Below are 22,827 nucleotides of genomic sequence, written 5' to 3' on the forward strand. Positions count from 1 at the left end.
TCGATCCTCAAGCGATCTTGTCGGCGCCGATCCATTGCGTCAAAGATGGTTTTGGACGGACGTCATAAGCTCGACCTATGGAGTTGGAATTTGCGGGCCCGGCAGCTCGAAGTATTCATCGCCGTCATGCGCGCCGGCACGGTGACTGCGGCGGCGCGGATGCTGAACATCTCCCAGCCTGCGCTCAGCCAGATACTGCTCCACACCGAGGACGAGCTCGGCTTCGCGCTGTTCGAGCGGGTCAAGGGCCGGCTGCGGCCAATGCCTGAGGCGCTTGAGATCTTCGCCGATGCCGAGAAGCTGTCGGCGGGGCTGGACGGCTTGCGCCGTAAGACGACCGACCTGCGTCTCGGCCGAACCGGCCTGGTGCGGGTCGCCGCCTCGCCGCCGCCGGCCATGGCGATCTTGCCGCGCGCCTTCACCGCATTCCGGGCGCAGCATCCCGACATCTTGCTGCGTTCCAATAGCGCGCCGATCGCTGCGATCGTCGACATGCTTCGTGCCGGAGATGCAAGCCTGGGCGTCGCCATGGACGACCGGCTGCCCCCCGACATCGAGGCGGAGGTGATCGGCAGCGTCGGTTTCGCCTGCCTGCTGCCCGCCGGGCATCCGCTGCAGAGGAAAACCGAGCTGACGCTGGCTGACCTCGTCGGGGAGGAGCTGATATCCTACCGCGGAAACACCCGCCCCGCCGACGAACTGGCCCAAGCTGCCCGCACGCAAGGTGTGCCGCTATCGCCCTCGCTCGAGATCGATATTTCCATTTCCGCGGTCGGTTTCGTTCAGGCTGGTCTCGGCATCGGCCTGGTCGACGCACTGCTGCCGTGGCGTCAGTTCGCCGATCTTGCCGTCAGGCCGCTCGCGCACGGGCCGGAATTTCCGATCGCCCTGCTCACCTCGCGTACGCGGGCGCTTTCACGTGCCGACGAGATGATGCGCGAGCAGATCCGCGCGGCCTGTTCCGCCGTGCTGGGGGACGCCAAGAGGAGTGCATAAGCAAGACTTATAGTCTTGCTCCTCATCCATCTTGGACCCGGACCGTCCGGTCGTGCCAACTTTTGCAGGCAGAAGGAAGGGACGCATCATGGATGGAGCTATCGCGGCGGGTGAGGCGCAAAACGGAGCCGACTGGAAGGTCGGCGTCGACATCGGCGGGACGTTCATCGATTTCTGCGCGCTCGAGGCAAACTCCGGGCGCGTCGCGTCGCTGAAGGTGCTGACGACGCCGGATGATCCGGGCGCCGAGCTGATGATGGGCCTCACACTCCTGGCTGAGCGCGAGGGGTTCGATCCGTCCCGTATGACGCGCTTCGTGCACGGCACTACCGTCGGCATCAACACCATAATCCAGCGCAAGGGCGCGCGGCTGGCGCTGTTCACCAATGCCGGCTTCGAGGATGTCATTGAACTGGCGCGGCTTCGCATGCCGGAGATGTATTCGCTGTTCTGCTCGCGGCCGGACCCGCTGATCTCGCGCGACATGGTCTTTGGCATCCCTGCGCGCCTGCGCGCCGATGGAAGTGAGTGTCAGGCGCCGGACATGACAGCGGTGGAAAGCGCCGTGGCGATGGCGAAGGCCAATGGGGCGCAGGGGATCATCGTCTCCTTCCTGCATGCATGGCGAAACAGCGCGCAGGAGGCTTCCGTGAAGGCGGCGATCGCGCGTCTCGCGCCCGAGCTCTTCGTCTTCACCTCGGCCGAGGTCTGGCCGGTGATCCGAGAATATGAACGCAGCTCGACCGCCATTCTCAATGGCTATGTCCATCCGCGCGTCTCGGGCTATTTGACGGCACTGGAAGAGGGCCTGAGAAGCTGCGGTGTGCCGGCGCGCCCGATGCTGACGAAATCGAATGGCGGGTTGATGAACGCCGCCGAAGGCAAGCGCGCCTGTGTCAACATGCTCTTGTCTGGAACCGCCTCCGGCGTCATCGGCGCCTCTTGGCTGGCGCGCCAGGCCGGGCAAGACAAGGTGCTGACCCTCGACATCGGCGGGACCTCGGCCGATTTCGCCCTCATCATCGGCGGCGAGCCCCAGTTCGGCACCGGCGAAGTGATCGGCGAGTTCCCGCTCCACATCCCTTCCGTGGCGGTGAGTTCTATCGGCGTCGGCGGCGGCTCGATCGCCAGCGTCGACGCGCAAGGGGTGCTGCGGGTCGGGCCGGAGTCGGCCGGTTCGACACCTGGACCTGCATGCTATGGCCGGGGCGGCGAGCGGGCGACGGTGACGGACGCGATGGTGGTATGCGGTTGGCTTGGCCATACCGAGATGGCCTATGGCCAGCTCAGGATCCATAGGGAGCTGGCGCAGCGTGCGATCGGCGAGCTGGCCGCGCAGCTCGGCCGGACTGTCGAGCAGGCAGCGCAGGCGATCTTCGATATCGCGGTGTCGGAGATGTTCGTCGAAGTCGAGAAGCTCGCCTCGCGCGCCGGCGTCGACCTGCGCGATTTCACGCTGATGCCTTTCGGCGGCGGCGGCCCGATGCTCGGCGCCTTCCTTGCGCGCGAGCTCGGCATGAATCGGGTGATGGCGCCGCGGCGACCCGGCGTGGTGTCGGCGCTGGGCGGGTTGGTCGCTGACCTGCGCGGTGATTTCATCCGCACGATCTTCAGCTCGCTGTCGGCAGCGTCGCTCCCCGTCATCCGCGAGGCTTTTGAGGCGCTTGCGCAGGAGGGACGTGACTGGCTTGCGGCGCAGGGGCACGATGCGGCCGCCGAGCTCAATCTTTCCTGCGATATGCGCTATGTCGGGCAGAGCTACGAGATCGAAGTCGCGCTGTCGCCGCAATGGCTGGTCGATGGCGATGCGGCGACAATTGCGCAAGCCTTCCACCTCACCCATCAGCAGCTTTACGACTTCCACGATCCCGACGGCGCGATCGAGCTGGTGAACGTCCGGTTGTCGGCGATCGGCGCGGGGCCGAGCCTCTCCTTGCCGGAGATCGACGAGATCGATGTTCCAGCCAATCCAGCGCGCCGGCTCCCCGTCTATACGGGCCTCAGCATCGAGAGCGTCGACCTCCACGACCGGCGGACGCTGGTGCCCGGCAATACGTTCCACGGACCTGCCGTGGTCGTCCAGGAAGACACCACCTTTGCCATCCCTGCGGGAGCGAAGGCACGGGTCGACCGCCATCTCAATCTTTTGCTGACCTTTATGGAGTGAGCCATGTTCGACCGAACAAACCTGCAGGTTCTGGCGAACCACGCCCGCGCGGCCGCCGAGAATATGGCTCACACGCTGCACCGCACCGCGCACTCCGCCTTCGTCAAGGAGACGCAGGATTTCACCGTGATGCTGATGGACCGGTCGGGTGCGACCTTCGCTGTGCCGATGGAACTCGGCGCGACCTGGTATCCGGGGCTTTCCTATCACCGTGCCATTACAATGGTCGGCGACTACCGGCCGGGCGACGTTGCCTTTACCAACGATCCCTATTCCGGCCACGTCGCCACGCACGCGCCCGACACGCATCTGTGGAAGCCGGTCTTCATCGACGGCGAGATCGTCGCCTGGACTGGCGGCCACATCCACAACACCGACATGGGTGGCGCGGTGCCGGCCTCGCTCAGCCGGGCGCTGACCGAAATCCATCAGGAGGGCATCCGCTTTCCTCCGATGAAGCTGGTCCGGGAGGGCGTCTTCGATGAGATGATCCTGCGCATCATGAGCACCAATGTGCGCAAGCCTGAGCTCAACATCGGCGACATCAAGGCGCTGGTCGGAGCGCTCAACACCGGCGAGCGCAAGATCCAGGCGATGGTGAGGAAGTTCGGCAAGGCCGGTTTCATCGAAGGCGTTGCCGCTCTTCTCGACCAGGCGGAGGCGCAGGCGCGCGACGTGCTGCGCGCCATGCCCGACGGCACATGGGAATTCGTCGACTATGCCGACGAGGATTCGGTCGAAGCCAATCCCTGCCGGCTGAAGCTGACGCTGACGATCAAAGGCGACGAGGCGGTGCTCGACTTCACCGGCTCCGACCCGCAGCTCGGCTCGTCGCTCAATGTACCCTCGGGCGGCGACCCGCGTCACACCATGCTGCTGGTGGGCGTCTACTACGTGCTCTATACGCTCAACCCGAAGCTCCTGCTCAACACGGGGCTCACGCGGCCCTTCACTTGCATCACGCCGCAGGGTTCGGTGCTGAACCCGGTCCACCCCGCGGCCGTTGGCATGCGCTCGCTCACCTGCGCCCGGCTGCGCTCGGTCATTTTTGGCGCCTTCTCGCAGGCCGTGCCGGAGCGCCTGCCTGCGGCGCCGGCCGGCAACAACTGCATCGTCAACGTCATGACGGTCGATGAGCGCACCAGCCGCAGCGTGATCGCGGCGGTGAACCCCGTGGTGGGCGGCGGCGGGGCGATGCCGCATCGCGACGGCACCAACGGCTCTGGCGCGGATGCCGCCTATCTCAAGAACACGCCGATCGAGATCACCGAGACCGAGACGCCGGTCGAGTTCGTGAAATACGGGCTCGCCAAGGACAGCGGCGGCGCCGGCCGCTGGCGCGGCGGGCTCGCGACAGAGATGGCCTTCCGTGTCTTCGCCCCTGACTCCCGCATCACGGCGCGCAACCGCGACCGCAGCTTCTTCCGACCGTGGGGTGTGCTGGGCGGCAAGGCGGCTGGCCTGTCGGACATGGTCGTCAATCCGGGAACCGCGCACGAAAAGTGGCTGGGCAATATCGATACCGCGGTCCTGCATCCGGGCGACGTGCTGGAGATCCGCTCCGCCGGCGGCGGCGGGCGCGGCGATCCGCATCAGCGCGAACCCTGGCGGGTGGCACAGGATGTGCGGCGCGGCTATGTCTCGTCGGCCGCGGCCGAGCGCGACTATGGCGTGATCATTCATGACGGCGCGGTCGATGAACTGGCGACAGGGCAATTGCGGGCGCGGCATAGACCAGCCGCCAGTCATTTCCATTTCGGTCCCGAGCGCGACGGCTATGAAGCGCATTGGACGCCGGCGGCCTATGACCGGCTCCATGCCATATTGGACGCCCTGCCGATCCATTGGCGGTTTTTTGCCAAGACGGAGATCTTTCGGCGCATGGAGGGGCGCTCCGGGCCCGATGGCGTCCAGGCGGCCTTCGACGCGGCCTGCGAGCGGTTTCCCGAGTTGCCGCGTCCTCAACCAGTGCCACAGGCCGCGGAATGACCGCGAGCGGCCGCATCGTCCGGCTGGCCGAGCAACAGCGGGCAGAGGTGCATTTCTTTCTCGACGCTGAGATGCGCGGCGCGCTCGCCGGCGACACCGTGCTGACCGCCATGCTGGCGTCAGGACACGCCTTGCGGAACTCCGAGTTCGGATCGGAGGCGCGTGCCGGCTTCTGCCTGATGGGTGCCTGCCAGGATTGCTGGGTTTGGCAGGAGGAGGGACCGCGCCTGCGTGCGTGCACGACCCTGATCGCCGAAGGCATGCGTCTGCGCACTCAGCCACCGGAGAACTGGCCGTGAGCGCTGTTGCCTCGCCGCAGATCGTGATCGTGGGCGCAGGCCCTGCCGGTATCAGGGCTGCGGCGACGCTGGTCGATGCTGGCTTGCATCCGATCGTGATCGACGAGGGGCAGCGCGCAGGCGGCCAGATCTATCGCCGCCCGCCGCCCGGATTTACCCGCACGCCCGAGCAGCTCTATGGATCGGAGGCGGCCAAGGCCCGCGCGTTGCATTCGCTCTTCGACCGGCTGGTCGAAGGGCGGCGGCTCACCCATCGCGCAAGCAGCTCGGTCATCGCCGCGCATCAGGGAAGGCTGCACGTCATGGCAGAGCGCGGCGTGCAGGTGATCGGCTACGACCGCCTGATCCTGGCCACCGGCGCGTCCGACCGTGTCGCTCCCGTTCCAGGCTGGCAGAACGCCGGCGTCTACAGCCTGGGTGCTGCGCAGATCGCACTCAAGGCCCAGGGCGTGGCGCTCGGGCGACGGATCGTCCTCATCGGATCGGGGCCATTGCTGACACTGGTCGGCGCGCAACTCGTCACGGCCGGAGCGGACGTGGCGGCTGTGCTGGACACCTCTTCCTGGCGCCGGCAGATGCAAGGGTTCTGGGGACTAACAGCCCGGCCGGTCGTGGCGTCGCGAGGTTTGGTCATGCGGGCGCGACTTGGTCGCTGCTACCATGCGGGCGCGTCGCTCGAACATATCGAGGCCAACGGGTCGGGAGTGGTGGCGGTGCGCTGGCGCGACGCTGGCGGAAGGGAACGCCTCACGTCATGCGACATGGTGGGCATGGGCTGGCATTTACGGGCCGAGACGCATCTCGCCGACCTGGCCGGATGCACCTTCGCCTATGACGAACAGTGGCGGCAATGGCTGCCGAGGGCCGACCAGATGGGGCGCGCCGGAAAGGGAGTTTACCTCGCGGGCGACGGGGTTCGTCTTCTGGGGGCGGACGGGGCAGAAATTGCCGGGCGTCTCGCCGCGGCGGCGTGCCTGTCAGATCTCGGAATTTCCACGGCGTCCATCAACGCCGACCTGCGCAAGCTCAAGCGTCTCGAGCGGTTTGCGCGCGGTCTGGCGACCGCCTTTCCTTGGCCGAAGGAGATGGCACGCGCACTTCCCGACGAGGCGGTCGTGTGCCGTTGCGAGAACGTGACAGCAGGAAGCATTCGCGACAGCATCGAGCATGGCGGCGTTGAGGCCAACCGGGTGAAATCGCTGTCGCGCGTCGGAATGGGTCGCTGCCAGGGACGCTACTGCCTGCTGGCTGCCGTCGAACTCGTCGCGGCGAGCGCCGGTTGCGCGCCAAAGGACGTTGGCCGGTTTCGCGGCCAGGCGCCTGTGCGGCCGGCGCCGGTCGGCGCCTTTGTCGGGGAGGGCTGATGCGAGCGCGACAAGCGTGGCGAGCCTTAGAAGTCGGCGACCTTGCCCCAGGACGAAGCATCGAAGCGCCGCGGGTCGCAGGGTTTCGGATCCACGATCGGTTCCGAGCCGGTGACCAGATCGGCCAGCAGATGCCCCGCGCCGGGTCCAATGCCGAAGCCGTGTCCCGAAAATCCGGCGGCCAGGAAGAAGCCCGGAACGGTATCAATCTCGCCGATGGCGGGCACGCCGTCAGGTGTGCTGTCGATATAGCCGGCCCACGCTGCGCTGATCGTTGTCTGGCGCAGCGCCGGCAACAAGTCCAGCGCGCGGGCATGCGTCAGGCGGATGGTCGCCTGGTCCGGGACCGGATCGAGAATGCGCATGCGCTCCATCGGCGTCGGTTGGTCGAGCCGCCAAACCTTGAGCGTTTCGTGCCCAGAACGCACACCCTGCAGGCGGCCCGGCGCAAGGCTGCGCCACCGCTTCAGGAACATCGGTACGAAGTGGGACGAGAAGCGCAGCTGCTGGGGCGTGACATCAACGCGTCCGCGGCCGCTTATGGCGAGCGTATGGCCGCCGTCGCCACGGCGCGTGACCGAAATGCTAGCCGTGTGCAGCGCGTCCGGCAGGCCCTCCGCCCCGGGCGAGACGGAGAGGATCGAGGAGCGAATCGAGGCCTGCGGGAAGCGGAAGCCGAACTGACGGCAAAAGGAGGAGGCCCAGGCGCCGCCGGCCAGGACCGCCACCTTCGTGCGGATCGCCCCGCTTTCCGTGACGATCCCGCTCAATCGCCCGCCTTCGGTTTCGATGCCGCGCGCTGCGCAATTCTGGTGCACCGTGCTTCCGAGCTTCAGGATGGCGCGGGCGACCGCCGGCGCGCCGCGCGACGGATCGGCGGTGCCGTCGGTCGGCGAGAAGACGCCGCCCTTCCACCTCCGGCCAGTGGCATGGCCTCGCACGCTGGCCTCCGCGCTGTCGAGCATATGCGTCGTGACGCCTGCCGTCGTGGCGAAATCGCGCCAGCGCGCCCACCTGGCCAGTTCCGCCTCCTCATTGCTGAGGTAGAGCAGGCCACAGCGGCGAAAGCCGGTATCCTCCCCGGTGTCTGCCGCGAAACGCTCCCACAGATCGAGGCTGCGTGTCGCCATCGGCAGTTCACGGGCGTCGCGGTTCTGCTGGCGGCACCAGCCCCAGTTGCGGGAGGACTGCTCGGCGCCGATGCGCCCCTTTTCGACCAGCACGACCTTCATGCCGCGCCGCGCCAGGTAATAGGCCGCAAAGACGCCGACGATGCCGCCGCCAATGACCACCGCGTCCGCGGATTGCGGCAGTTCGCTCGAAGTCTGAATTTGCTGCAGCGGCGCGCGCATGATCCTCTCCGCCATGGGGCTTCAATCTACCGCGCTGCGCAGGCAGGGGCTGCTGCAGTTGCGGGCGAGGCAGAATTTTATTCCGGTAGTCCGGTGGAAATCGGGAGCCGATGCGTTGCAAAGCGGTGTCCAATCCGATGGACAGGTAGTGGGGCTGTGCTAGTGTCGCTGGGTATTGGCAGCGCGGCATTTTGTGCTGTGGCGTGCGTTCCGCGGAGACGGCCATGAAGCTGGATCGGATCGACATCAAGATCCTGCACGAACTGCAAAAGAACGGGCGCATAACCAATGTCGAACTGGCCGAGTTGGTGCATCTGTCGCCGAGCCCATGCCTTATGCGGGTGAAAAAGCTCCAGTCGGAAGGCTACATCGAGGGCTATTCCGCACAGGTCAATATCGGCAAGCTTGGTCAGACGCTGACGGTGTTCACCGAGATCACCCTCAAGAACCATCGCCAGGTCGACTTCGCCCGCTTTCTCGCCGTGGTGGAGAAGATCGATCAGGTCATAGAATGCCACCTTGTCTCGGGCGGCTACGATTACCTGATGAAATTCATGACCGCCGGCATCAGCGAGTATCAGACGATCATGGAACGGCTGACCGACATGGACATCGGCATCGACAAGTATTTCAGCTTCGTGGTGCTGAAGTCGCCGATCGTCAAGGCGCATATGCCGCTGCCCAGCCTGTTTCCGATGTAGTCGGCGATGGCCGCGCACTGGCTGCACACAGGCCCGCTACAGTATGCCCGGCCGCAATATAGGATGCAGCGCCTTCAATTCGGCTTGCATCTCAGCAATCATCCAGGCGAGGATGTCGGACACGATCGGTCGTAGCGGCCGTGAGCGTGGCGCAATCAACTGATGGGTCCGGCCGGTCTTGATCTGCCTCTCCGATGCCGGAACAAGCGTTCCCTGAAGCAATGCCCTTGAAACGTTGCTGAGCCAGCCGAGCGCCACGCCTTCGCCGTTCATTGCCGCCTGAAGGACGACCGCGTAGTCCGAGAACTCCAGCCACTTTGCCCGGCTGGTCTTGCGGTCCGCCACGCTGCCCCAGGCATCCTGCCACTGCTCCTTAGCATCGGTCAGATGAAGCAGGACATGACCTTCCCCGTTTCCGGCATGCACTAACTGGCCGTGGGTCGACAGATAGGATGGGCTGCACACCGGCACGAGGATTTCCGGACAGAATGGCCAGTGGTGATAATGCGTATCGTCGTCGGCCAGGATTCGCGTGGCAAGATCGACGTTCTCGGCCGGGCCTCGCAAGACGCCCGCGATCAGTTCGAACCTCAGGTCGACCTTGGGGAACCTCGTGTTGAACGCCCCCAACCTCGGAACGAACCAATAGGTTGCGAGAGAGCTCGAAAGCGAAAGTGTGACGACCGGCTTTGCGTCGCTGTTCTTCCTGATCGTGCCGATCACTCGCTCGATGCCATCAAATGCCTCGCTTACGGCCACATAGAGGGCGCGCGCCTCCGCGGTCGGGGCCAAACCCGCTGGACCTCGCGCGAAAAGGCCGACGCCAAGATGGGCCTCCAGCTGGGCGATGCTGCGGCTGATCGACGGCTGCGTGACGTTGAACTCGCGGGCGGCCGCCGTGAAACTGCCCGTCCGGACGGCAGCTTCGAAGACAAGCAGTCCGCGTGCGGAGGGAACAAGTTTTGCAAAACCGGCCATACGTGCAGCGTATAGATGCCCAAAGAATTTTCAAGCTTACTGCCGCGCTGCAAATGGCGAACTATAACCCTCGCGAATGGGCGGGAGCAGACATGAGCTTAGCGGGACCTCAAGCAGGCACGGCATCCAGCGATCCCTTGCTTCAGCCCTTTCGGCTGAAGGGCCTGATGCTGCGCAACCGCATCGTCAGCACCAGCCATGCCTCGATGCTCGACGAAGGCGGCCTGCCGCTCGAACGCTATCAGCGTTACCATGAGGAGAAAGCGCACGGCGGCCTTGCGATGACGATGGTGGGCGGCTCGGCGATGACGTCGCCGGATTCGAGCTGGGGAGGCGGCCAGCTGGATCTTTCGGGCGATCGCATCGTGCCCCATCTTCAGTCGCTGTCGCGGCGGATTCATAGCCACGGCGCTGCCGTGATGTGCCAGGTCTCGCATCTTGGCCGGCGCGCCACCGCCTATGCCGGAAATTGGCTGCCGCCGGTGGCGCCGTCACGCGTGCGCGAGACGCGAAACCGCAATTTTCCCAAGGAGATGGATGCCGCGGACATCGACAGGATCGTCAAGGACTACGCCAGCGCCGCGAGGCGCTGCGTCGACGGCGGTCTGGATGGCGTCGAGACCGTTACCGGCGGCCATCTGATCGGCCAATTCCTGTCACGCCGAACCAACAGACGCACGGATGCCTTTGGCGGCTCGCTGGAAAACCGGGCGCGCTTCGGCCTGTTGGTCCACGAGGCGATCCGCCGCGCCACTGGCGACGACTTCGCCGTCGGCATCCGCTTCGTTATCGACGAGGCGGCGGATGACGGATCGGATTTCGATGAATGCCTTGCCTTCGCCCGCCTGTTCGAGCGGGAAGGCCATATCGATTTCTTCAACTGCATCTTCGGCCGCATGGACACCGACCTCTCCCTGGCCGAGCAGAACATGCCTGGCATGTTCACCAAGAGCGCGCCGTTTCTGCCGCTGGTGGGAGAGTTCAAGCGGCAAACCAGACTGCCCGTCATCCATGCAGCCGCCATCAGGGATGTAGCCACCGCCAGGCATGCGATCCGCGAAAACCTTGTCGATCTGGTCGGCATGACGCGGGCGCACATCGCGGACCCAAATATCGTCAACAAGGTGATGCGGGGAGAGGAAGAGCGCATTCGCCCGTGCGTCGGCGCATCCTACTGCCTGTACAAGAAGGTGCAGTGTATCCATAACCCGGCCAGCGGCCACGAAACGATCGTCGGGCATGTCATTGACCGGGCCGAAACATTGAAGCGGGTGGTCGTGGTCGGCGGCGGTCCTGGCGGGATGGAGGCGGCAAGGATTGCAGCCGAGCGTGGGCACAAGGTGACCCTGCTCGAGGCCGGAGCGCGGCTTGGCGGGCAAGTGCTCGTTGCAGCCTCTGCCCATCACCGCAAGGACCTCATCGGCATCGTCGACTGGCGTGTCGACGAGCTGGCTCGCCTTGGGGTCGCAGTCCGTCTCAACACCTATGCGGATGCCGAGCTCGTCCTTGCCGAAAGGCCGGACGCCGTCGTCGTTGCCACCGGCGGCATTCCCGACATGCAATGGCTGGACGGCGCTGAACACTGCGACAGCGTATGGGACGTTCTGACCGGAGTCGTGCCAGCCAAGGACGATGTGCTGATCTACGACGAGACCGGACGTCAGGCCGCCATCTCCTGTGCCCTCCATTTGGCACGTCTGGGGCGCGTGGTCAGCCTGGCCATGGCGGATGACACCCTGGCGATCGAGACGCCTTATCCGGACAGAGTGAGTTTTCGCAAACTTGCCTCAGAGCTCGGCGTCCGCGTTGCCGGCGATCTGCGCCTGGTCAAGGTCGCGCGCCAAGGCGACGGGATCGCCGCCATGTTCCGGCACGAACTCACCGGCGCGGAAACGGAAATGAGCGCGGCGCAACTCGTTGTCGAGCGCGGCACGGTGCCCATGGACGACACCTATCAGGAATTGCGCGTCCGCTCCGCCAACGACGGCGTCACCGACGTCGCGCTCATGACCGGAGCAAGCACAAAGAAAGGCCATAGCGCCCAAGCCGTCGGAGCGTTCGTCTTGCATCGCATTGGCGACGCGGTTGCCAGCCGGGATATCTACTCGTCGATCTATGAGGCCTACCGGATCTGTTCGCAATTGTAGTGTCCGGAGAGGCGCTCATCGAGCGGCTCGCCGACATGAATATCGGCGTTGAGAATTGTTTCAGCTTCGCGGTGCTGAAGTCTCCCATCATCAAGGCGCTTATGCCGTTGCCCAGCCCTTTCTTCGATGTGAGGCTCGGCCCTTTGCTAGCGGTGGCCGTATTGGCTGACCAGTTCGGGGTCGCGGACGAGCCCGTCAAGCCAGGTCGGGTCGAGCTTCGGCACGGAGGAGAACAGAAGCTTGGAATAGGGGTGGGTGGGCGCCTTCAGCTTGTCGGGCGTAATCTGCTCCACCCGCTCGCCATTGTACATCACCATGATCTCGTCGCAGATCGCCTCGACGACGGAGAGGTCGTGGCTGATGAAGATATAGGAAAGGCCAAGCTCGCGCTGCAGCTCCTTGAGCAGTTCGATCACCGCGGCTGCCACCACCGTGTCGAGCGCCGAGGTGATTTCATCGCAGATGATGAGCTTGGGATCGGCCGCCAGAGCGCGCGCAAAGTTCACCCGCTGCTTCTGGCCGCCCGAGAGTTCCGAGGGACGACGATAGCGCAGCGCTCTCGGCAGCCGCACCATGTCGAGCAGTTCATCGACCCGCTTCGAGCGCGCCTGCCTGTTCATCGCGTGGTAGAAGGCCAGCGGGCGGGAGATGATGTCTTCGATCGGCTTGGCGGGATTGAGCGCGGTATCGGCATACTGGAACACGATCTGCATCTCGCGCAGTTGGTCTTGGCTGCGTTTGCTTGCGGCACGCTCCAGTTGCCTGCCGTCGAAGATGATATCGCCGGCCGCTGCCGGATGAATGCCGGCGATGACGCGCGCGAGCGTCGATTTTCCGCAACCGGACTCGCCGATGATGCCGAGGTTGCGGCCCTTCTCGACGACCAGGCTGACGGCATTGACGGCCCGGATAAGTGGCAGTCCATCGTCTCGCACCGCGCCATAGCCGGCCGTCACATTGTCGATGCGCAGCAACGGCTTCGCCCCGGCATCTGCATCCGCGTGCGCTTGCCGCCGCTTCGGCTCGAAGGCCGCGAGCAATTCGCGCGTGTAGGGGTGGCGCGCCGCAGAAAGGATTTCGGTGGTGCTGCCGGCCTCCTGCACTTCGCCGCCCTTCAGCACCACGATGTGATCGGCGATCTGGGCGACGACGGCGAGGTCGTGTGAAACATACACGCCTGCTATCCCGCCAGCCCGCATCACCGACTTGAACGCCTTCAGCACGTCGATCTGCGTCGTCACGTCCAGCGCCGTCGTCGGCTCGTCGAAGATGACCAGCTTGGGATCGCCGATAAGCGCCATGGCCGCCGATAGCCGCTGCAATTGCCCACCTGAAACCTGGTGCGGATAACGGGCGCCGATCCCTTCCGGATCCGGCAACGACAAGGCCCTGAACAGCTCGACAGCGCGCTTTCGCGCCTTCTGGGGGGGCATCAGCCTGTGGATGCGCGTAACCTCGATCACCTGCTCCATGATGGTCGCCGAGGGATTGAACGAGGCCGCAGCACTTTGTGGAACATAGGCAATGTCGGTGCCGCGCAGCTTGGCTCGCTGCTTTTCGGAAAGTGCGGCCATGTTCTTGCCGTTCACATTGATGTCGCCGCCGGTTATCCGGCAGCCGGGCCGTGCGTGCCCCATGAGCGAGAGCGCCACCGTCGTCTTGCCGGAGCCGCTCTCGCCGATCAACGCGACGATCTCGCCGTCGGCGATGTCGAGGCTGACGCCCTTGATGATTTCGACGATCCGTCCGGAATCGGTCTTCGCCTCGATCCTCAGGTTCCTCACCTCGACGAGATTGGTCATGCGTCCCTGTCCCTGATCTTCTGCGGCAGGTTGTCGATCAGCAGGTTGACGCTGATGGTGAGGCTGGCGATCGCCAGCGAAGGCACGATGACTGCCGGCGCTGCGAACGGCAGGCCGCCGATATTCTCGCGCACCAGCGCGCCCCAGTCGGCCAGAGGCGGTTGCAGCCCGAGCCCGAGGAAGGACAGGCCGGAAAGCAGGAGCACGATGAAGACGAAGCGCAGGCCGAAATCCGCGAGCACCGGGCGGATGATGTTGGGAAGGACCTCCGAGCCGATGAGGTAGGCGGTGCTTTCGCCGCGCACGCGGGCGACAGTCATGAAATCCATGGTGTTGATGTTGACGGCAAGCGCGCGGGCAAAACGATACGCGCCAGGGATATAGATCACCGCAAGCGTCAGGATCAGCACCGGGATCGACGAGCCGACCGCGGCAACGACGACGAGCCCGAACAGCTTGCTGGGGATGGAGTTCATGGCGTCGAGGAAGCGGCTGAGGCAGGTGTCGAACCAGCCGCCGGTGACGGCCGCGACCATGCCGAGCACGACACCTGAAAAGCAGGCGATGCAGACGGCGGCAAGCGATATGCCGACGGTGTAGCGCGCGCCCATCAGCACCCGCGAGAGCATGTCGCGGCCGAGATAGTCCGAGCCCAGCAACAGGCCTTGGCGCATTGGGCCGAAATAGTCGTCATCGACGATGTCGCCGATCGGATGCGGGATGATGTAGGGCGCGAAGATGGCGACCAGCGTCCACGCCAGAATAACCAGCGAAGCCACAACGCCGACAAGATTGTAGCTGTGGCCGAGCAGGGATCGTCGGGAGGCTGCAGCGCGTGCCATCGTCATCTCAGCCTCGGGTTGGACATGATGGCCACGATGTCCGCGGCCGTGATGAGCAGCAGATAGCCGAGGCAGAAGATCATCGCGCAGCTCTGGATCAGCGGCAGGTCGCGTGTCGCGACGGCATCGACCATCAGCTTCGCGATGCCGGGATAGTTGAAGATTGTCTCAACGATGATGACGCCGCCGACCAGATAGGACAGCGACAGCGCGACCGCGTTGACGATCGGGCCGAGCGCATTGGGAAGCGCGTGCCTCAGCACCATGCGGCCGCGCGAGGCGCCCTTGAGCAGCGCCATCTCGGCGTAGGGCGTGGAGAGCGTTTCGATTACCGCGGCCCGCGTCATGCGGACCATCTGGGCGGAGATGACGAAAGTGAGCGTGATCACCGGCATCGCATAGATGCGCACCAGATCGGTCAGCGAATGCGCCTCGTTGACCGAGGACAGCGCCGGCAGCCATTTGAGATAGACCGCGAAAAGCAGCACCGCCAGCGTCGCGACCATGAACTCCGGCACCGAGATCACGCCGATCGAAAGCACGGTGACGGCGCGGTCATAGATTGAGCCGCGCAGCATCGCGGCGGTGATGCCTAGCGTCAGCGCCAGCGGCACCGACAGCAGCGTGGTGATGGCGGCGAGCTTCATCGTGTTCACCAGACGTCCGCCGATCAGCGCTGCGACAGGCATTTGGTTGGCATAGGACGTGCCGAGGTCGCCATGCAGCAGACCGAGAAGCCAGCGCAGGAAGCGCAGAATCGCCGGATCGTTGAGGTGCATGGCCTCGCGCAGCCCGGCGACCGCCTCCGGCGTCGCCGCCTGGCCGAGCAGGATCGACGCGGTGTCGCCAGGCAGCATGCTGGTGGCGAAAAACACGGCGAAGAGGACGATCAGAAGCGTGACGAGCGCGATCCCCAGCCGCTTCACCACGAGGTTCAAAACCCCAGACGTCATGGAGGCTCCTGCGGTTGCGTTCGGCCGAAATATTGCTCGATGCGGTGCCGGGGGGCCGGCTGGCCGGCCCTCCGGCAGGCGCCTCTCAGGCTTCGAGCCAGAGATACTCGGCCATTGCGTAGCCCATCATGCCACCAAGCGGGTTCGCTTCCAAACCCTTCACCTTGCTGGAGAGGGCATCGACGTTCGAGATATAGGCCGGGATGATGGTGCCCGCCTCTTCGGACACCATGGTCTGCATCTGGTCGTAGATCTCCTTGCGCTTGGCCTGGTCGAGGGAGCCGCGCGCCTCGACAAGCATCTTGTCGAACTTCTCCGACTTGTACTGGCTTTCATTCCAGGGCGCGTTGGATGCGTATAGCAGCGAAAACAGGATGTCCGGGGTCGGGCGCGGATTGATATTGCCGAAATGGACCGGCGCCTTGAGCCAGTAATTGTCCCAGTACCCGTCGGAGGGGACGCGCTGGACGTCGAGCTTCATGCCGATATCCGCCCCGGCCGCCTGGATGATCACGGCCATGTCGATCGAGGAGGTGGCAGCGTCGGAGGCAATCACCGGGATGGACTGGCCGAGCACGCCTGCCTTCTGGAAGTGGAACTTCGCCTTGTCCGGATCGAAAGCCTTCGGCTTGAGGTCGGCGTTGTGGAAGATGTTCGCCGGCGAGACCGGCTGGTCGTTGCCGATCTCTCCAAGGCCGCGCAATGCCGATTTGACGATCTGCTCGCGGTTGACGAGATATTTCATGCCGGCCACGAAGTCGGCCTTGTTGCCGGGGGCCATGTCGAGCCGGATGTTGAGGTCGGTGTAATTGCCCGAGGTCGTTTTCGACAGCTCGAAACCCTGCTGGCCGCCGATGAGCTTCATCGCGCGCGGATTGATCGAGGCGGCGAAGCCGATATCGCCCGACAGAAGCGCGTTGACGCGCGCGCTGTCGTCGCTGATGGCGATGAATTCGAAGGAGTCGAGATAAGGCTTGCCCGACTTCCAGTAGTTCTTGTTCTTGGTGACCACCGAGCGCACGCCCGGCTCGAAGGTCTCCAGCACGAAAGCGCCCGTGCCGTTGCCCTTGGAAAAGTCAGTGGTGCCGTCCTTTACGATCATGAAATGATGGAGCGCCAGGATGGTCGGCAGGTCGGCATTGGGGTCGGTGAGCGTGATTTCGACGGTCGACTTGTCGACAGACTTGAAGCCCGTCATCTGCGCGGCGATCTTGGCGACCTTGGAGCCGACTGCCTTGTCGAGGTGACGCTTCAGCGAGAAGACGACGTCGTCGGCGGTGAGGTCCTTGCCGTCATGGAAGGTGACGCCCTTGCGCAGCTTCACCGTCCAGGTCTTGGCGTCCTTGCTGTCGATGCTTTCGGCCAACTCCATCTGCGTCTTGCCATCCTTGTCGAGGAAGGTCAGGCGGTTATAGAGCGAGCAGCAGCGGACATAGTCGGTGGAGAGCGAGGCCTTGGCCGGATCGAGCGTATCGGCCGTCGAAGACGACCAGCCGGCAGCCTTGAGGTTGCCGCCCGAGACTGGCGTGGCGGCGACGGCATTGGTGGCTCGGCCGAGCACAGCGCTGCCCGCGGCCAAGGCGGCGCCGCCTGCCAGCAGCATCTTGAGGAGTTCGCGGCGGCTCGCGCCTCGCCTGATGGCGTTTTCGACCATCGCATCGTCTGCTCCGGTCCAGTTGGTGATCTTGTCGCTCATGTCATTCCCCTTTCTGTTGTTTGGCCGGGATGCGCGTCTTGATGCGGCTTTCCGGATTTTGAGCTCAGGTTGGTTCCTTCAGGCTTTCCCGCACGGCCGCCGCAAAGTCGGCCATTGAGGTGAAGTGGTAGTCGGGCACGGTGAAGTGCTTGGGCTCTATCGTGCCGCCATAGCCCTTCTGGCCGTGGCGGCGCTCGATCCAGCAGTTGCTCATGCCGAGCGTCCGGGATATGCCGATGTCGTGATGCTGGCTTTGCGCAACGTGCAGGATGTCGTCCTTGCTGTCGCCGCGGGACGACACGTAGTCGAAGACCTTCTGGAAGAAGGCAGGGTCCGGCTTCTCGGTGCCGGTATCGTCTGCGGTGAAGGTGGCGAAGAAAGGCGATCCGAGCTGCTTCTCGAAATGGTCGAGAGCCCAGCGCCGGGCATTGGTCATGGCAATCAGCTTATGGGACTTCGCAAGGTCTGCCAGCGCCGCCCCGCTGTCGGAGAAGCCCTGCCAGCCGCTCGCTGAATCCCGCAGGCGGGCGCCGTATTTCTCCTCTGCCGGCAGGCCGAGCCGCGGCGCGATGACCATGTAGACACGCGCCAGATCGTCGGGAAAAAGCCTCGCATCGGGCATGTAGCGGGCCTGCCGGTAAAGGGCGAGCGCTTCTTCGCCGTCGATGGAAACACCGGCCTCCGCGGCGATCTCGGCCAGGCAGGTCGTGATGCCGCCTTCGAAGTCGATCAGCGTACCGACCACGTCGAAGGTCATGTACTTGAAATCGTTAAGGCCCCTGGCCAAGACTGGCTCTCCTTTGCGCGCGGCCGAATTACTCATGCTGAACAGAACAACATTCGGTGCTCTCCGGGGCGTCGGCCTTGTTGGAAAGCCTGGAAATTCGAGCTTTCTGGCCCTTTCGTAAAAAGCAGTCTGGCACTTCCCCCGCGCTGGATTCGCCGAAAAGGCGCGAGGTAGCGGCACAAAATTGCGAAATCGTCTGCCCCAGCGATATTTCGAGACACGACATATTCATCTCTCGTCATGCCAGCGCCTGGCGGACGTCCGGATCCTCGAGCGTCTGGTCGAGGGTCCGGCGCGTGCGCTCGACGATCGCGTCGATGTCGTCGTCGGTGCAGCAGAGCGGAGGGGCATAGCCGAGAACACCGTGCGCGAAGGCACGGATGATGAGGCCATTGTCCCAGGCCCTGTCGAAGACGCGTCGCGCCGGCATGGCCGAGGCTGGAAGCGGCGTTTTCTTCTTTTTGTCGACCACCAGCTCGATCGCGGCAAGCATGCCGCGACCGCGGACCTCGCCGACCAGCGGATGGTCGCTCAATCCTGACAGCCCCGCCATCAGGCGGGCGCCGGCCTTGATGCCGTTCTCAAGAATTCCGTTTTCATAGAGCTTCAGCACTTCGAGTGCGACGGCTGCGCTGACCGGATGGGCGGAATAGGTGTAGCCATGGCCCACCGCAGAAGCACCCGCGCCATCGGCAATGACGTTGTAGACATGGTCAGCCATGAACACGGCGCCCATCGGGATATAGCCCGAGGTCAAGCCTTTCGCGGTCGTCATGAAGTCGGGAACGATATCCTCCTGCGTGCAGGCAAACAGGGGGCCGGTGCGGCCGAAACCAGTGATCACCTCGTCGGCGATGAACAGGATGCCGTACTCACGGCAGAACTCGCGGATCGCTTTGATCCAGCCCTTCGGCGGCACGATGACGCCGCCCGAGCCCTGGATCGGCTCGGCATAGAAGGCGGCGACCCGCTCCGGCCCGATCGCCTCGATCCTGCCCTTCAGCGCCGCAAGCGATGCGGCGATGATGGCGTTCGGGTCATCGCCAACCGGATTGCGGTAAGGATAGGGCGAGGGGATCTTGTGCTGCGATTCCAAGGGAATGCCGAAGCCGGCATGAAAGGCGGGCAGGGCGGTCAGGCCTGCGCCGACTACCGACGATCCGTGATAACCTTGCTCTATGGAAATGAACTGGTCGCGCTGCGGCTCGCCCTTGGCATTCCAGTAGTAGCGGACGAAACGGATCGTGCTGTCGACCGCGTCCGAGCCGCCAAGCGTGAAATAGACGTGGTTGAGGTCGCCGGGCGCGCGTTCGGCCAATTCCGAGGCGAGCCGGATGGCGGGCTCCGAGCCGAGATCGAAATAGGCGGTGGCGTAGGGCAACTCGCGCATCTGCCGGGCCGCCGCCTCGACGATGCTGTCGTGACCATAGCCGGCATTGACGCACCACAGGCCGGCGAAACCGTCGAGAAGCTGCCGGCCGGACGCGTCGGTCACTGTAGCGCCCTTCGCCGATTTCAGCACGCGCACGCCGAGCGCCTCATGGGCGCGATAGGAGGTGACCGGATGGATGAGATGGGCGCGGTCGAGTTCTAGCAGGGAATTGGCGAGCATTTGTGTCCTCCGGACTATCCCAACGCCTGGTTGGCGAGGGCGTAAACTCTTGGCCTGGCCTGTTCCGGCCCATTCCTGGCGGGGCGGTCCATGGCAACGCCGCCGCCGACATGGGCAAGGCCGATTTCTCCGAGCCAGCCGGCAATGCCGGTCCTGCTTTCGGTATCGACGCGCAGGAAGGCGCCAGGGCGCGACGCGGCGAAAAAGCTGATCAGGGCCTTTGCGTCGTCTGCATTTCCTGCAATGACGGGGCCAATCACCTCGCCGCGTCCGAACGGGCGGATTGCGGCATAGGCCACGATGATGCCTCTGCGGCGGAGGACTGCGAATTCACCCCGCTCGGCCAGCGCGTCGATCAACGCTTCACGATCAGCGCCGTAAGCGTCGCGATCCAGGGTCTTGATGTCGGCCAGATCATCGGCGCCTGCAGCTTCCACGCCTTTCGGCAAGGCTAACTCGACGACCTCGCCTTGATGCTGCCGGATTGTGCCGGCGGGCACGAAGCCCAGCTTCTCATAGAGAGGCATGCCGTCGGCTGTCGCGACAAGTCGCAGTGGACGATCGCCGGCGAGGACAAAGGCTTGTTCCATGAGCCGGCGCCCGAGCCCTTTGCCGCGCGCGTTCCTGCCGACGATCACCATGTTGATCATGGCGCAATCGCCGCCATAGGGCGTTACCAGGATGGTCCCGGTGACCCGACCTTGGTCGTCGAGCGCGACCGCACCGCTGGAGAGCTGCAGCGCCATCTGCCAGTCCTGCGGGCGATGCGGCCAGTTCTCCTGGCGAGAAAGCGCAACTGCACCCTCGATATGATCTGGCCCAAAGTCCTGGAGTTCGATCTCGCCTTGCTGCATGAGGCACCTTTCCATCTGGCCCCGAGTCTCGGCCATCGGCGGGCTGCAGATCGTCTGAAGGTTTCGACTTCGGCAGTATCATTCGCCTTTGCGCAGGGGGTGCACCGCATCTTGTGCTGGCGCTGGCCGCGGGCGGAAACTCGGAAGCCGCGGACGACCCTCTCGAGCGACCCAAGATGCTACAGCGTGCCAAACCGGCCGGCGGATACGCAACTTTCTGCTTTCGCGGGGCCGATTTCGGTCAAGTGACCGGCCGCCGGCCCGCATATGATGACGAAATCCCAAAGCGGGGTGCGTTTCCACCGGAGATCAACGGACATGGCTTCCTTCAGGCCCAAATACATCACCTTCGACTGCTACGGCACGTTGACTTTTTTCCAGATGGCGGAGGCGGCACGCGATCTCTATGGCAGCCGGCTGGACGAGCCGCGCATGCAGGAGTTCATCAAGAACTTCGCGGCTTACCGGCTCGATGAGATTCTGGGCGACTGGAAGCCCTATGCCGAGGTCATCCACAACGCGCTGGAGCGCGCCTGCAAGCGCAACGGCGTCGCCTTCAGCCCCGATGATGCCAAAATGGTCTATGAGCGCGTGCCGACCTGGGGGGCGCACGCCGACGTTCCGGCCGGGCTTGCCAAGGTCGCCAAGGAAATTCCGCTGGTCATCCTCTCCAACGCCATGAACGCGCAGATCATGTCCAACGTGGAAAAGCTCGGCGCACCGTTCCATGCCGTCTATACGGCCGAGCAGGCGCAGGCCTATAAGCCTCGCTTCAAGGCCTTCGAATACATGCTCGACAGGCTTGGCTGCGGCCCGGAAGATATCCTTCACTGTTCGTCTTCCTTCCGCTACGACCTGATGTCGGCCCATGATCTCGGCATCAAGCACAAGGTTTGGGTCAACCGCGGCCACGAGCCGGCCAATCCCTATTACGGCTATGTGGAGATATCCGATATTTCCGGGCTGCCGGGTGTGGTCGGGCTCTGAAACAGGCGGGTTACCGATGAAGTTCGTCTCCTACTGGCACGACACCGCCCCCGTCTTTTCCGGGGGGGCGCAAGGCCCGGTCGAGGGGCACTATGATGCGGCGATCGTCGGCGGCGGCTTCACGGGTCTCGCCGCCGCGCGCCAATTGGCGAAGGCCGGCGCCAAGGTCGTGGTGCTGGAGGCGGAGCGGGTTGGCTGGGGCGCATCCGGGCGCAATGGCGGGCATCTGAACAACGGCCTCGCGCACAGCTATCTTTCGGCCAAGGCGGAGCTTGGCAAGGAACGCGCGATCGCGCTCTACCGCGCGCTGGACGATTCCATCGACACCGTCGCGGCGCTGATCGCCGAGGAAGGCATCGACTGCAACTTCCGTCGCGCCGGTAAGCTGAAGCTCGCCTCCAAGCCGCAGCATTTCGAAGCGATCGCCCGCAACTTCGAAGCCGTCCATGCGGAAGTGGACCCGGATACGGCGCTGCTGTCGTCGACCGACCTTACATCCGAGGTCGGCTCGCCCTTTCATGGCGCAATGCTCTCGAAGAAAAGCGCCATGATGCATATGGGCCGCTATGTGGCTGGGCTGGCGACAGCGGCGGTCCGCCATGGCGCCATTATCCATGAGAATGCAACCGTGACGGATCACAGGCAGTCCGGCGCGCTGCATCAGCTGACCACTGCCCGCGGCCGCATCAGCGCCGACAATCTGCTGGTGGCCACCGGCGCCTATACCACGCCGAATTTCGACTATTTCCGCCGCAGGCTTATCTCCGTTGGTAGCTTCATCATCGCCACGCGGCCGCTGAGCGATGCCGAGATCGCCTCGACGATGCCGGGCAACCGGACATGCGTGACCTCGATGAATATCGGCAACTACTTCCGGCTTTCGCCGGACAAGCGCCTGATCTTCGGCGGCCGCGCCCGCTTCTCGGCAACATCGGACCAGCGCTCCGATGCCAGAAGCGGCCAGATATTGTGGGCAAGCCTCGCGGCGATCTTCCCGCAGCTCGCCAAGGTCGAGATAGACTATTGCTGGGGCGGGCTGGTCGACATGACCAAGGACCGCTTCCCGCGGGCCGGCTACCATGATGGGGTCTGGTACGCGATGGGCTATTCGGGGCACGGCGCGCAGCTCTCCACGCAGCTCGGCATGATCATCGCGGACGCGATGCTCGGCCGCGAGGATCGCAATCCGCTGAAGGGCCTCCCATGGCCGTCCATCCCCGGCTATTCCGGCAAGCCCTGGTTCCTGCCGATGGTCGGCCTCTACTACAAGGCGCTCGACCGGATCCAGTGATCGGGGCTGG

General features: G+C 64.5%; 18 protein-coding genes. 9 read left to right on the top strand and 9 right to left on the bottom strand.

Annotated features, from left to right (window positions below; all coding sequences use genetic code 11):
- Positions 1 to 90: 90 nt before the first annotated feature.
- From FJW06_RS19505 to FJW06_RS19525, 5 genes are all read left to right on the top strand, one after another.
- Positions 91 to 996: a LysR family transcriptional regulator gene (locus tag FJW06_RS19505; RefSeq protein ID WP_140753842.1), complete on the top strand. Its 906-nt coding sequence runs from the start codon at positions 91 to 93 to the stop codon at positions 994 to 996.
- A gap of 88 nt (positions 997 to 1,084) precedes the next feature.
- Complete coding sequence (locus FJW06_RS19510) at positions 1,085 to 3,163, top strand: hydantoinase/oxoprolinase family protein (RefSeq protein ID WP_140753843.1); 2,079 nt, start codon at positions 1,085 to 1,087, stop codon at positions 3,161 to 3,163.
- Between the two features lie 3 nt (positions 3,164 to 3,166).
- Positions 3,167 to 5,152, top strand: coding sequence for a hydantoinase B/oxoprolinase family protein (locus FJW06_RS19515; protein WP_140753844.1), 1,986 nt, complete (start codon positions 3,167 to 3,169; stop codon positions 5,150 to 5,152).
- Complete coding sequence (locus tag FJW06_RS19520) at positions 5,149 to 5,451, top strand: (2Fe-2S)-binding protein (protein ID WP_140753845.1); 303 nt, start codon at positions 5,149 to 5,151, stop codon at positions 5,449 to 5,451. The genes FJW06_RS19515 and FJW06_RS19520 overlap by 4 nt, the downstream gene beginning before the upstream one ends.
- Positions 5,448 to 6,815, top strand: a complete 1,368-nt coding sequence (locus FJW06_RS19525) for an FAD/NAD(P)-binding oxidoreductase (RefSeq protein ID WP_140753846.1) — start codon at positions 5,448 to 5,450, stop codon at positions 6,813 to 6,815. Before FJW06_RS19520 ends, FJW06_RS19525 begins: the two co-directional genes overlap by 4 nt.
- Positions 6,816 to 6,841: 26 nt before the next feature.
- On the opposite strand, the gene FJW06_RS19530 is transcribed toward FJW06_RS19525, so the two are convergent.
- Entirely contained in the window at positions 6,842 to 8,167 is a 1,326-nt protein-coding gene (locus FJW06_RS19530; RefSeq protein WP_140753847.1) for an FAD-binding oxidoreductase, read from the bottom strand.
- A gap of 224 nt (positions 8,168 to 8,391) precedes the next feature.
- Between FJW06_RS19530 and FJW06_RS19535 the strand changes: the two genes are divergently transcribed.
- Positions 8,392 to 8,868: an Lrp/AsnC family transcriptional regulator gene (locus FJW06_RS19535; protein WP_140541160.1), complete on the top strand. Its 477-nt coding sequence runs from the start codon at positions 8,392 to 8,394 to the stop codon at positions 8,866 to 8,868.
- 36 nt (positions 8,869 to 8,904) lie between these two features.
- On the opposite strand, the gene FJW06_RS19540 is transcribed toward FJW06_RS19535, so the two are convergent.
- Complete coding sequence (locus FJW06_RS19540) at positions 8,905 to 9,846, bottom strand: LysR substrate-binding domain-containing protein (protein WP_140753848.1); 942 nt, start codon at positions 9,844 to 9,846, stop codon at positions 8,905 to 8,907.
- A 92-nt stretch (positions 9,847 to 9,938) separates the two neighbouring features.
- Here FJW06_RS19540 and FJW06_RS19545 point away from each other — a divergent pair, with 92 nt between their 5' ends.
- On the top strand, positions 9,939 to 11,993 hold the full coding sequence (locus FJW06_RS19545) for an NADH:flavin oxidoreductase (protein ID WP_140753849.1): 2,055 nt from the start codon (positions 9,939 to 9,941) through the stop codon (positions 11,991 to 11,993).
- 146 nt (positions 11,994 to 12,139) lie between these two features.
- Here FJW06_RS19545 and FJW06_RS19555 read toward each other — a convergent pair whose 3' ends face one another.
- The 7 genes from FJW06_RS19555 to FJW06_RS19585 form a co-directional block, all read right to left on the bottom strand.
- The gene (locus FJW06_RS19555; RefSeq protein ID WP_140753850.1) at positions 12,140 to 13,795 is read right to left on the bottom strand and encodes an ABC transporter ATP-binding protein; all 1,656 of its coding nucleotides are present in this window, start codon (positions 13,793 to 13,795) and stop codon (positions 12,140 to 12,142) included.
- Complete coding sequence (locus FJW06_RS19560) at positions 13,792 to 14,643, bottom strand: ABC transporter permease (RefSeq protein WP_140753851.1); 852 nt, start codon at positions 14,641 to 14,643, stop codon at positions 13,792 to 13,794. Before FJW06_RS19560 ends, FJW06_RS19555 begins: the two co-directional genes overlap by 4 nt.
- A complete protein-coding gene (locus FJW06_RS19565) occupies positions 14,640 to 15,590 on the bottom strand; it encodes an ABC transporter permease (RefSeq protein ID WP_140753852.1) in 951 nt (316 codons plus the stop codon). Before FJW06_RS19565 ends, FJW06_RS19560 begins: the two co-directional genes overlap by 4 nt.
- Before the next feature lie 85 nt (positions 15,591 to 15,675).
- Positions 15,676 to 17,286 carry an ABC transporter substrate-binding protein gene (locus FJW06_RS19570; RefSeq protein ID WP_140753853.1) on the bottom strand — a complete coding sequence of 537 codons (1,611 nt, stop codon included), beginning with the start codon at positions 17,284 to 17,286 and terminating at the stop codon, positions 15,676 to 15,678.
- 64 nt (positions 17,287 to 17,350) lie between these two features.
- Positions 17,351 to 18,073, bottom strand: coding sequence for an HAD-IA family hydrolase (locus FJW06_RS19575; protein WP_140753854.1), 723 nt, complete (start codon positions 18,071 to 18,073; stop codon positions 17,351 to 17,353).
- A gap of 238 nt (positions 18,074 to 18,311) precedes the next feature.
- The gene (locus tag FJW06_RS19580) at positions 18,312 to 19,685 is read right to left on the bottom strand and encodes an aspartate aminotransferase family protein (RefSeq protein WP_140753855.1); all 1,374 of its coding nucleotides are present in this window, start codon (positions 19,683 to 19,685) and stop codon (positions 18,312 to 18,314) included.
- Positions 19,686 to 19,699: 14 nt separating this feature from the next.
- Positions 19,700 to 20,539, bottom strand: coding sequence for a GNAT family N-acetyltransferase (locus tag FJW06_RS19585; RefSeq protein WP_140753856.1), 840 nt, complete (start codon positions 20,537 to 20,539; stop codon positions 19,700 to 19,702).
- Positions 20,540 to 20,857: 318 nt separating this feature from the next.
- On the opposite strand from FJW06_RS19585, the gene FJW06_RS19590 reads away from it, so the two are divergent.
- Together FJW06_RS19590 and FJW06_RS19595 are read left to right on the top strand one after the other, a co-directional pair.
- The gene (locus tag FJW06_RS19590) at positions 20,858 to 21,526 is read left to right on the top strand and encodes a haloacid dehalogenase type II (RefSeq protein WP_140753857.1); all 669 of its coding nucleotides are present in this window, start codon (positions 20,858 to 20,860) and stop codon (positions 21,524 to 21,526) included.
- Between the two features lie 16 nt (positions 21,527 to 21,542).
- On the top strand, positions 21,543 to 22,817 hold the full coding sequence (locus FJW06_RS19595; protein ID WP_140753858.1) for an FAD-binding oxidoreductase: 1,275 nt from the start codon (positions 21,543 to 21,545) through the stop codon (positions 22,815 to 22,817).
- Positions 22,818 to 22,827 lie beyond the last annotated feature (10 nt).

Origin of the sequence: Mesorhizobium sp. B4-1-3 (assembly GCF_006439355.1) — a bacterium.
Lineage (GTDB): Bacteria > Pseudomonadota > Alphaproteobacteria > Rhizobiales > Rhizobiaceae > Mesorhizobium.

What these genes read in the sequence shown, in the direction of transcription:
- FJW06_RS19510 (WP_140753843.1), top strand. Translation starts at nt 1,085, where the DNA reads ATGGATGGAGCTATCGCGGCGGGTGAGGCGCAAAACGGAGCCGACTGG.
- FJW06_RS19515 (WP_140753844.1), top strand. Translation starts at nt 3,167, where the DNA reads ATGTTCGACCGAACAAACCTGCAGGTTCTGGCGAACCACGCCCGCGCG.
- FJW06_RS19520 (WP_140753845.1), top strand. Translation starts at nt 5,149, where the DNA reads ATGACCGCGAGCGGCCGCATCGTCCGGCTGGCCGAGCAACAGCGGGCA.
- FJW06_RS19530 (WP_140753847.1), bottom strand. Translation starts at nt 8,167, where the DNA reads ATGCGCGCGCCGCTGCAGCAAATTCAGACTTCGAGCGAACTGCCGCAA.
- FJW06_RS19535 (WP_140541160.1), top strand. Translation starts at nt 8,392, where the DNA reads ATGAAGCTGGATCGGATCGACATCAAGATCCTGCACGAACTGCAAAAG.
- FJW06_RS19540 (WP_140753848.1), bottom strand. Translation starts at nt 9,846, where the DNA reads ATGGCCGGTTTTGCAAAACTTGTTCCCTCCGCACGCGGACTGCTTGTC.
- FJW06_RS19545 (WP_140753849.1), top strand. Translation starts at nt 9,939, where the DNA reads ATGAGCTTAGCGGGACCTCAAGCAGGCACGGCATCCAGCGATCCCTTG.
- FJW06_RS19555 (WP_140753850.1), bottom strand. Translation starts at nt 13,795, where the DNA reads ATGACCAATCTCGTCGAGGTGAGGAACCTGAGGATCGAGGCGAAGACC.
- FJW06_RS19560 (WP_140753851.1), bottom strand. Translation starts at nt 14,643, where the DNA reads ATGACGATGGCACGCGCTGCAGCCTCCCGACGATCCCTGCTCGGCCAC.
- FJW06_RS19565 (WP_140753852.1), bottom strand. Translation starts at nt 15,590, where the DNA reads ATGACGTCTGGGGTTTTGAACCTCGTGGTGAAGCGGCTGGGGATCGCG.
- FJW06_RS19570 (WP_140753853.1), bottom strand. Translation starts at nt 17,286, where the DNA reads ATGAGCGACAAGATCACCAACTGGACCGGAGCAGACGATGCGATGGTC.
- FJW06_RS19580 (WP_140753855.1), bottom strand. Translation starts at nt 19,685, where the DNA reads ATGCTCGCCAATTCCCTGCTAGAACTCGACCGCGCCCATCTCATCCAT.
- FJW06_RS19585 (WP_140753856.1), bottom strand. Translation starts at nt 20,539, where the DNA reads ATGCAGCAAGGCGAGATCGAACTCCAGGACTTTGGGCCAGATCATATC.
- FJW06_RS19590 (WP_140753857.1), top strand. Translation starts at nt 20,858, where the DNA reads ATGGCTTCCTTCAGGCCCAAATACATCACCTTCGACTGCTACGGCACG.
- FJW06_RS19595 (WP_140753858.1), top strand. Translation starts at nt 21,543, where the DNA reads ATGAAGTTCGTCTCCTACTGGCACGACACCGCCCCCGTCTTTTCCGGG.